Genomic DNA, 8,129 nt, shown 5'->3' with positions numbered 1-8,129 from the left:
GTTTGGACATGAGCACTTCCCTGAAGGTGGAGTGCCCCCGAGCCTATAGGGCGGCGCGTACGCTGCGCCATGTGCCGAAGGTCGCGCTAGCCGAATGGCCAGCCCCGGCCCCGGGCTCAGCCAAACAGCATGGCAAACGCGAACAAGCCGATCATCACAAAGGAAATCACCAGCTTCACCACGGTGCCAAACAGCAGCCCCAGCCAGGTGGCCACGCCCACATGGGCCGAACGCAGCACGCTGGTGCCCGAGCTCAGCTCGCCCAGCAGGGCGCCCAGGAACGGACCGACTATGAGCCCGGCGAGGCCGAAGAACATGCCCACCACGGTACCGATGCCGGCTCCCCAGATCGCTCTGGGGCTGGCGCCCACCCGTTTGGCGCCCAGCGACGCAGCCACAAAGTCCAGCGCCACGCCGATGGCGCCGAGGACGCCGATGACCACCAGCCACCACGTTCCCAGGTGCCGATACTGGTCCACCGCGGCCACCAGCCAGATGCCGCCGAAGATCATCGGGATGCCGGGCAAGGCAGGCAGAATGTTGCCGGCGAGGCCGCCGATCATCAGCAGGGCGGCCAGCACGTAGAGTGCAATCTCCAGCATGAGGTTCTCCATGTTCGAGAACCCAGCATATCGGCATGGCCATGCCGCCGGCATCACGCCGTTGGGTGACAATGGTGCACGGCCACCGCAGGGAGCATCTGTGGATACCTCAGGCGACGCGCTGCTCAAGTCCGATGAACTGGGTCGCATCGAGATGATCGAGCGGCATGGCGTGCGCGTGATCCGCCGCGATGTCCACGCGGCCTGCTGGTGGGCACGCGCTTTCGCCCGCCGCGCCGCCGCACGCGAAGCGCGTGCGCTGATCAAGCTCGATGGTGTGGAGGGGGTGCCTGCGCTGCTGGGCTGGAACGGGCGAGAACTTCTGCGCAGCTATATCGCCGGCGCACCGATGCAACAAGGGCAACCTTGCGACCGCGCGTATTACCGCGATGCACTGCGACTGCTGGCGCGCCTGCATCGGCGCGGCATCGTGCACAACGATGCGGCCAAGGAGCCCAACTGGCTGGTGGGCGTGGATGGCCGCCCTGCGCTGGTGGATTTCCAGCTCGCCTGGACGCGCGGCAAGCGTGGGGCATTGTTCCGTGCATTGGCGCGCGAAGACCTGCGTCATCTGCTCAAGCACAAGCGTACGTATTGCGCGCAGGCGCTGACCGCACGGCAGCTGCTGATCCTGCAAACACCTGCTCCGCATGCGCTGCTATGGCGTGCCACTGGCAAGCGCCTCTACAAACTGATCGCGCGACATGTGTTCGGATACTGGGACAACGAAGGTAAGGGCCGCGTGCGCCAGTGAAGGTGCCTCGCCCTTTGTAGGAGCGCACTTGTGCGCGACCGCAGCGCCTCAGGGTTTTCGTTGCGTGGGGCGGTCGCGCACAAGTGCGCTCCTACACAGAAGCTTCCGCCCCGAAGCGCTCCAGCAAAAACTCAATCATGCTGCGCAGCTTCGCCGTCGGCCGGCGATCCTGCGCGTACAACAGATGCATCGGCGTCGACGGCGGCGCCCATTCGGGCAGCACCGCCATCAGTCTTCCTTCGGCCAGATCGTCCGCCAGCAATACCTCGGGCTGCAGCACGATGCCGGCGCCGTGCAGGGCGGCGACACGCAAGGCATCGCCATGATCGACCGATAGCCGCCCCTGCACCGGTACATCGCACTCCGCACCCTCAGGTCCGAGCAAACGCCACTGGTCGCGACGACGCCAGTTGGTGAGGCCCAGGCAAGTGTGTTTGGAAAGCTCCTCGGGACGCGACGGGTTGCCGTGCTTGGCGAGGTACTGAGGGGACGCGGCCAACAGCATGCGATACGGCAGCAGGGGGCGTGCGACCAGCTGCGGGTCATCGACTGCGCCAATGCGGATGCCTAGCTCGTAGCCTTCGCTGACCAGGTCGAACACGCGATTGTCCAGCGACAGTTCCACGCTGACATCGGGATAGCGTTGCAGGTAATCGGTGAGCGCTGGGGTAAGCCTGCGGCTGCCGAAGCTCATCGGTGCGGTGATGCGGAGCCGTCCGCGCGGCGTGGCCTGCAATTCGTGGGCGCTGCGCTCGGCCAGTTCCACATCGGCCAGTACCAGCTTGCAGCGTTCGTAATAGAGCCGGCCTACCTCGGTGAGCTGTTGCCGGCGCGTGGTGCGATGGAGCAGGCGCGCGCCCAACCGTTGCTCGATCGCGCGGATGTGCTTGCCGGCCATGGTCGGCGACACCCCGCTGGCCTCCGCGGCTGCCGCGAAACTGCCGGTATCCACCACCCGCACGAACATCGCCATGCTTGCCAGCGTATCCATGATTGAAAACCCATGGTTCGGAATGGGTCGCATCATGGCACGTTTATTGTGACCGCGGCTCGGCGGACACTGGGGGCTTGGCGACCCACGCCGGGGCGCATCCACGAGGCTTCACCATGCGAATTCTTCTAGTCGGTGCCAGCGGCATCGTCGGCCAGGCGGTGGCAGGGGCCTTGGCGCCCCACCACGAACTCATCCGCGCCGGGCGCCACTCGGGCGATGTACGCGTCGATCTCACCGACATGGCGAGCGTCGAGCGGATGTACGCGGAGGTAGGTCAGCTCGATGCCGTGGTCACCGCGGCCGGCAGCGTGCATTTCGGCGAGCTTGTGAACACAACGCCCGCGCAATTCATGTCCGGACTGCAGGACAAGTTGATGGGGCAGGTGAATGCGGTGATCGCCGGCATCCCGCATCTGCGCGACGGTGGCTCCTTCACGCTGACCAGCGGCATCACCGCCGAAGAGCCGATCAAGCTGGGCACCAACGCCACCACGGTGAATGCGGCGATCGAAGGCTTCGTGCGTTCGGCTGCAACGGAATTGCCGCGTGGTCTGCGCATCAATGCGGTGAGTGCCACCTTGCTTACCGAAGCGCTCGAAGCGTATGGGCCGTATTTCCCGGGCTTCGAGGCAGTGCCCGGCGCACGCGTGGGCAACGCCACCACGGTGAATGCGGCGATCGAAGGCTTCGTGCGTTCGGCTGCAACGGAATTGCCTCGTTGTACCTCGACGCAGCGCCCGTCGCGCACAGGGTGCGCTCCCACAAAAAAATCCGCGGTGTTCCGCGCGATTTATTTCTCGACGAACGCCCGCTCAATCACATAATCGCCCGGCTCTCGCGTACGCGGCGACACCTGAAAACCCCGCGTATCCAGCAACGCGCAGGTGTCGTCCAGCATCGAGGGACTACCGCACAGCATCACGCGATCCGTCGCCGGATCGAGCGGCGGCAGGCCAATCGCAGAGCTCATCGCCCCATCGACGATGTTGTCGGTGATGCGTCCCTGGTTGCGGAACGTTTCGCGCGTCACCGTGGGGTAGTAGATCAATTTCTCGCGCACCAGTTCGCCGAGGTATTCGTGCTGCGGCAGCTCGGTTTCGAGATAGTCCTTGTAGGCAAGATCGTTGACGTTGCGCACGCCGTGCGCGATCACGATCTTCTCGTAGCGATCATAGGTTTCCGGATCGCGCACCAGGCTCATGAACGGCGCCAGGCCCGTGCCCGTGCCCAGCAGATACAGATGCCTGCCCGGCTTGAGGTCGTTGAGCACCAGCGTGCCGGTCGGCTTGCGGCTGACGATCAGCGGGTCGCCCGGCTTGAGGTGCTGCAGGCGCGAGGTGAGCGGACCATTGGCCACCTTGATACTGAAGAACTCCAGGTGTTCCTCGTAGTTCGCGCTGGCGATCGAATAGGCGCGCATCAGCGGACRGCCATCCACTTCCAGGCCGATCATCACGAACTGGCCGCTGTCGAAACGGAAGCCCGGATCGCGCGTGGTGCGGAAGCTGAAGAGACTGTCGTTCCAGTGGTGCACGTCGATCACGTGCTCCGTCGCCAATGCCACCATTGCCGGTACCGTCCTAAAAAAAGCTTGGGGAAGCTGCGGGCAGGGTACCGGCCAGGCCGGTACTGGACTCGTGTGGGGAAGGCGGAATCCGCTGCGCCTGACGAGTGCTGCCCTGGGGGTGCAGCGAAGGCGCCATTATGCCATGGCGTCCTGGCAGCTCAGGCTGCCGGGCGTCGCGAGACCCGGTTTATTGCGTCAACCTGCCGCATCGAGCGGGCCGCACGGGCAGGGCCTTCGCGACCCGCCGGGCCGAGCAAGTACAATAGGCCCCATGTCAGCCCCGATTTCTCCCTTGCGGCAGCCGATCCAGAAGGACGACTGGCGCCTCACCGTCGCGCCCATGATGGACTGGACGGACCGCCACTGCCGGTATTTCCACCGGCTGCTGTCGCCGCATGCGCGCCTGTATACCGAGATGGTGACCAGCGCCGCCCTGGTGCGCGGCAAACAGCTGCGCCTGCTCGAACACAGCCAGCAGGAGCACCCCGTGGCCCTGCAACTGGGCGGCAGTGATCCGGCCGAGCTGGCCATTGCCGCGCGCTACGGCGCTGAGGCGGGCTATGACGAGATCAACCTCAACGTCGGTTGCCCGTCCGACCGCGTGCAGTCCGGCCGCTTCGGCGCCTGCCTGATGCGCGAGCCGGCCCTGGTGGGCGATTGCGTGAGGGCCATGCGCGATGCGGTCGATATCCCGGTCACCGTCAAATGCCGCATCGGCGTGGACGACCAGGACGACTACGCCGACCTGCAGCACTTCACCGAGACGATGATCGCCGCCGGCGTGGAAGTGCTGGTGGTGCATGCGCGCAAGGCCTGGCTGCAGGGCCTGAGCCCCAAGGAAAACCGCGAGATCCCGCCGCTGGACTATGAGCGCGTGTATCGCCTCAAGCGCGAATTTCCCGACCTCGTGGTGGTGATCAACGGCGGCATCACCTCGGTCGAGCAGGTGCAGGCCCACCTGCAACAGGTCGACGGCGTGATGCTGGGGCGGGCGGCCTATCACGACCCCTACCTGCTCGCCCAGGTCGAGGCCGCGCTCTACGACGAGCCGATGCCGACCCGTGAGGACGTGCTGCTGCGCCTGCGGCCCTACGTCGAGGCCGAGCTGGCCCGCGGCACGGCGCTCAAGCACATCAGCCGCCACCTGCTGGGTCTGTACCAGGGCGAGCCCGGGGCCCGCGGCTTCCGCCGCCGGCTCAGCGAGGGCGCCCATCTGCCGGGGGCCGATTGGTCGCTGATGGAGCAGGCCATCGCACAACCGCGCATCGCCGCGTGACCGTTCAGGTTCGTCCGGCCTATATTCAGCCGCGATTCCATAGTCTGAACGCCGATGGATACCGTCCCCTGCCGTTACCCGGGCTTTGTTTAACAAAATGAAAACAATCCTGCGTCCCCTGGCATGGCTGCTGGCACTGTCGACAGGCACCGCTGCCTGGGCGGCACAGTCCACGGAGCCATCCATGTCGCTGGAGCAGGCGGTGACCCAGGTGCAGCATGAAACAGGCGGCAAGGTACTGTCCGCCAGTACCGTGCGGCGGGGCCGCAGTTCCTTCGAACACCGCGTGAAAGTGCTGACGCCCACCGGGCACGTACGCGTGGTGACCGTGACCACGGAGGCCAGCAAGGCGCCGGCTTCCAGTGATTCGACCAAGAACCCGTCCAGTGACGGTGGAAGCAACAAGGAGAAACACTGATGCGCATTCTTTTGGTTGAGGACGAGGCTCCCCTGCGCGAGACCCTCGCCGCCCGCCTGAAGCGCGATGGTTTTGCCGTCGATGCGGCCCAGGACGGTGAAGAGGGCATGTACCTCGGACGCGAAGTGCCCTTCGATCTGGCCATCATCGACTTGGGCCTGCCCAAGATGTCGGGCATGGACCTGATCAAGTCGCTGCGTGAAGCCGGCCAGCGTTACCCCATCCTGATCCTCACCGCCCGTGGCGGCTGGCAGGACAAGGTCGAAGGCCTCAAGCACGGCGCCGACGACTACCTGGTCAAGCCGTTCCACGTCGAAGAGCTGCTGGCGCGCATCAACGCGCTGGTGCGCCGCGCCAGCGGCTGGTCCAAGCCCATCCTGGCCTGCGGCCCGATCAAGCTCGATACGACCGCCCAAACCGTGACGGTGGAAGGCAAACCGGTCGACCTGACCAGCTATGAATACAAGGTGCTCGAATACCTGATGCTGCACGCCGGTGAGCTGGTCTCCAAGGCCGACCTCACCGAGCACATCTACCAGCAGGATTTCGATCGCGATTCCAACGTGCTGGAGGTCTTCATCGGCCGCCTGCGCAGGAAGCTGGACCCGGAAGGCAACCTCAAGCCCATCGAGACGGTACGTGGACGCGGATACCGCTTTGCCATCCCTCGCAGCGAAAGCGAAGACGAATGATCCATCGCCGCCGCGCCGCCCGCTTTCACTGGCGGGCCGCGCAGCGCTGGCGACGGGATTTGTGCTGGCTGCGTTCCTGGGCGTGGTCGGTCTTACGCTCACGCGCACGGCAGCCGACAGTTCGCTGAAGGGGCTGCAGGATCGCCTGCAGAATTTTGTCGTGGCTTACCTCGCGGGCACCGAAGTCGGTCGCTCCGGCAAGGTGCTGCTGCCCGACACGCCGCCCGATCCGAGTTTCTCGCGACCGGGCTCGGGCCTTTACGCGGTCGCCATCGGCGACAACGGTTTCAAGTGGGAATCGCCGTCGGCCATTGGTCGCGACTTCGGCTTCCTGCATCCCCTCGCGCCCGGCGAAGAGCACTTCGTCGGCCCAGTCGATACGCGCATGGGGCGCCTCTACTACTACATCTACGGCGTGGCGCTCGATACCGCCGAGAAGAAATCGGTGCACCTCACTTTCATGGTGGCGCAGACGGAGGACCAGCTCGAAGGGCGCAACGCGGTGTTCCGACGAAGCCTGGTGTTCTGGCTGGCGTCACTGGGCGTGATGCTGATCCTGCTGCAGATGCTGTTGCTGCGCTGGAGCCTCACGCCGTTGCGCAAAGTCGCCAACGAGATGTCGCGCGTGGAGCGCGGCGAACGCGAGCACCTGGGCGATCAATACCCGCTGGAACTCACCGGCCTTACCGAACGCATCAATGCCTTCATCGACAGCGAGCGCGAACAGCGCGTGCGTACGCGCAACACGCTGGCTGATCTTGCGCACAGCCTGAAGACGCCGTTGGCGGTGATCCGCTCCAGTCTGGAAAGCGCGATCGCCCAATCGGCCTTGCGCGATCCGGTGCTCGAGCAAGTACGCCGCATGGATGAGCTGGTCGCTTACCAGCTTGCGCGCGCCGCCACCTCCGGCCGCCAGACCTTTGCTACCACCGCCATTCCCATTGCCGGTCACGCGGAAGATCTGGTGCAGAGTCTGGAGAAGGTCTACGCCGCCAAAAACGTGTTGTGCGAATTCGATATCGACGACAACGCGGCGTTCTACGGCGAGCAGGGCGATCTGCTCGAACTGATGGGCAATCTGTTGGAGAACGCGTTCAAGTGGGCGCGCCATCAGGTGTTGCTGGTGGTGAAGATGCGTCCCGTTGCGGGTCGCCAGCGTCCTGGTTTGTGGTTGAGCGTCGAGGACGATGGTCCGGGCATCAATGACGACAAGATCGAAGCGGTGCTGCAGCGTGGCGTGCGCGGTGATGAGCGCGTGCAGGGGCACGGGATTGGCTTGTCGATCGTGCAGGACATTATTCGCGCTTATGGCGGCGAGTTGGTGGTGGATCGGTCGCCGGAGTTCAATGGGGCGCGGTTTAGTGTGACGTTTCCGCCGGGGTGAGGTTGGCCCCCATCTTCCCCGTCTTTGCTCGTGATCCCGGCGTAGGCCGGGGTCCAGTAGCGGTGCCGCTCGGTTGTCGCGATCCCGCCAGCGTGCCGCCTACGACGCAAAGCTAGTCCCTGTGGGACGCGGCGGGCGTTTCGATCGGCTGCCGCCGCTCGAGTCACTTTTCTCTTGCTGGCCCAAGAGATCCCTCGGGACTAGCTTCGCGTCGAAAGTAACCCAAAGAGAATGGCCTGATAACGCCCGCAGCATCGTGTTGGGATAAGCCTACGACGCAAAGCTAGTCCCTGTGGGACGCGGCGGGCGTTTCGATCGGCTGCCGCCGCTCGAGTCACTTTTCTCTTGCTGGCCCAAGAGATCCCTCGGGACTAGCTTCGCGTCGAAAGTAACCCAAAGAGAATGGCCTGATAACGCCCGCAGCATCGTGTTGGGATAAGCC

Annotated in this window: 9 protein-coding genes; 6 read left to right on the top strand and 3 right to left on the bottom strand. The window is 64.8% G+C overall.

Annotated elements, in window-relative coordinates; translation table 11 throughout:
- Positions 1-116 precede the first annotated feature (116 nt).
- The gene (locus tag AC1DMG_RS19780) at positions 117-599 is read right to left on the bottom strand and encodes a DUF456 domain-containing protein (protein ID WP_441604764.1); all 483 of its coding nucleotides are present in this window, start codon (positions 597-599) and stop codon (positions 117-119) included.
- Between the two features lie 13 nt (positions 600-612).
- Between AC1DMG_RS19780 and AC1DMG_RS19775 the strand changes: the two genes are divergently transcribed.
- Complete coding sequence (locus AC1DMG_RS19775; RefSeq protein WP_441604720.1) at positions 613-1,356, top strand: protein kinase family protein; 744 nt, start codon at positions 613-615, stop codon at positions 1,354-1,356.
- A 91-nt stretch (positions 1,357-1,447) separates the two neighbouring features.
- Here the strand turns inward: AC1DMG_RS19775 and AC1DMG_RS19770 are convergent, their stop codons facing one another.
- The gene (locus tag AC1DMG_RS19770) at positions 1,448-2,347 is read right to left on the bottom strand and encodes a LysR family transcriptional regulator (RefSeq protein WP_441604719.1); all 900 of its coding nucleotides are present in this window, start codon (positions 2,345-2,347) and stop codon (positions 1,448-1,450) included.
- A 116-nt stretch (positions 2,348-2,463) separates the two neighbouring features.
- Between AC1DMG_RS19770 and AC1DMG_RS19765 the strand changes: the two genes are divergently transcribed.
- Positions 2,464-3,174 (top strand): short chain dehydrogenase, encoded by a 711-nt coding sequence (locus tag AC1DMG_RS19765; RefSeq protein WP_477180956.1) that lies wholly within the window; start codon positions 2,464-2,466, stop codon positions 3,172-3,174.
- Here the strand turns inward: AC1DMG_RS19765 and AC1DMG_RS19760 are convergent.
- The gene (locus tag AC1DMG_RS19760) at positions 3,141-3,917 is read right to left on the bottom strand and encodes a ferredoxin--NADP reductase (RefSeq protein ID WP_477180955.1); all 777 of its coding nucleotides are present in this window, start codon (positions 3,915-3,917) and stop codon (positions 3,141-3,143) included. The two genes, AC1DMG_RS19765 and AC1DMG_RS19760, sit on opposite strands and share 34 nt — an antisense overlap.
- A 271-nt stretch (positions 3,918-4,188) precedes the next feature.
- On the opposite strand from AC1DMG_RS19760, the gene dusA reads away from it, so the two are divergent.
- From dusA to AC1DMG_RS19740, 4 genes are all read left to right on the top strand, one after another.
- Positions 4,189-5,193: a tRNA dihydrouridine(20/20a) synthase DusA gene (dusA, locus tag AC1DMG_RS19755; protein WP_441604716.1), complete on the top strand. Its 1,005-nt coding sequence runs from the start codon at positions 4,189-4,191 to the stop codon at positions 5,191-5,193.
- Positions 5,194-5,377: 184 nt separating this feature from the next.
- Positions 5,378-5,611: a PepSY domain-containing protein gene (locus tag AC1DMG_RS19750; protein ID WP_441604715.1), complete on the top strand. Its 234-nt coding sequence runs from the start codon at positions 5,378-5,380 to the stop codon at positions 5,609-5,611.
- Positions 5,611-6,303, top strand: coding sequence for a response regulator transcription factor (locus tag AC1DMG_RS19745; RefSeq protein WP_046971280.1), 693 nt, complete (start codon positions 5,611-5,613; stop codon positions 6,301-6,303). Before AC1DMG_RS19750 ends, AC1DMG_RS19745 begins: the two co-directional genes overlap by 1 nt.
- Positions 6,269-7,687: an ATP-binding protein gene (locus AC1DMG_RS19740; protein WP_441604714.1), complete on the top strand. Its 1,419-nt coding sequence runs from the start codon at positions 6,269-6,271 to the stop codon at positions 7,685-7,687. The genes AC1DMG_RS19745 and AC1DMG_RS19740 overlap by 35 nt, the downstream gene beginning before the upstream one ends.
- Positions 7,688-8,129: the final 442 nt, after the last annotated feature.

Source organism: Dyella sp. 01N36 (assembly GCF_056399745.1).
The sequence above is the reverse complement of the archived record's forward strand: the minus strand, read 5'-3'. Positions and strand labels throughout refer to the sequence as shown.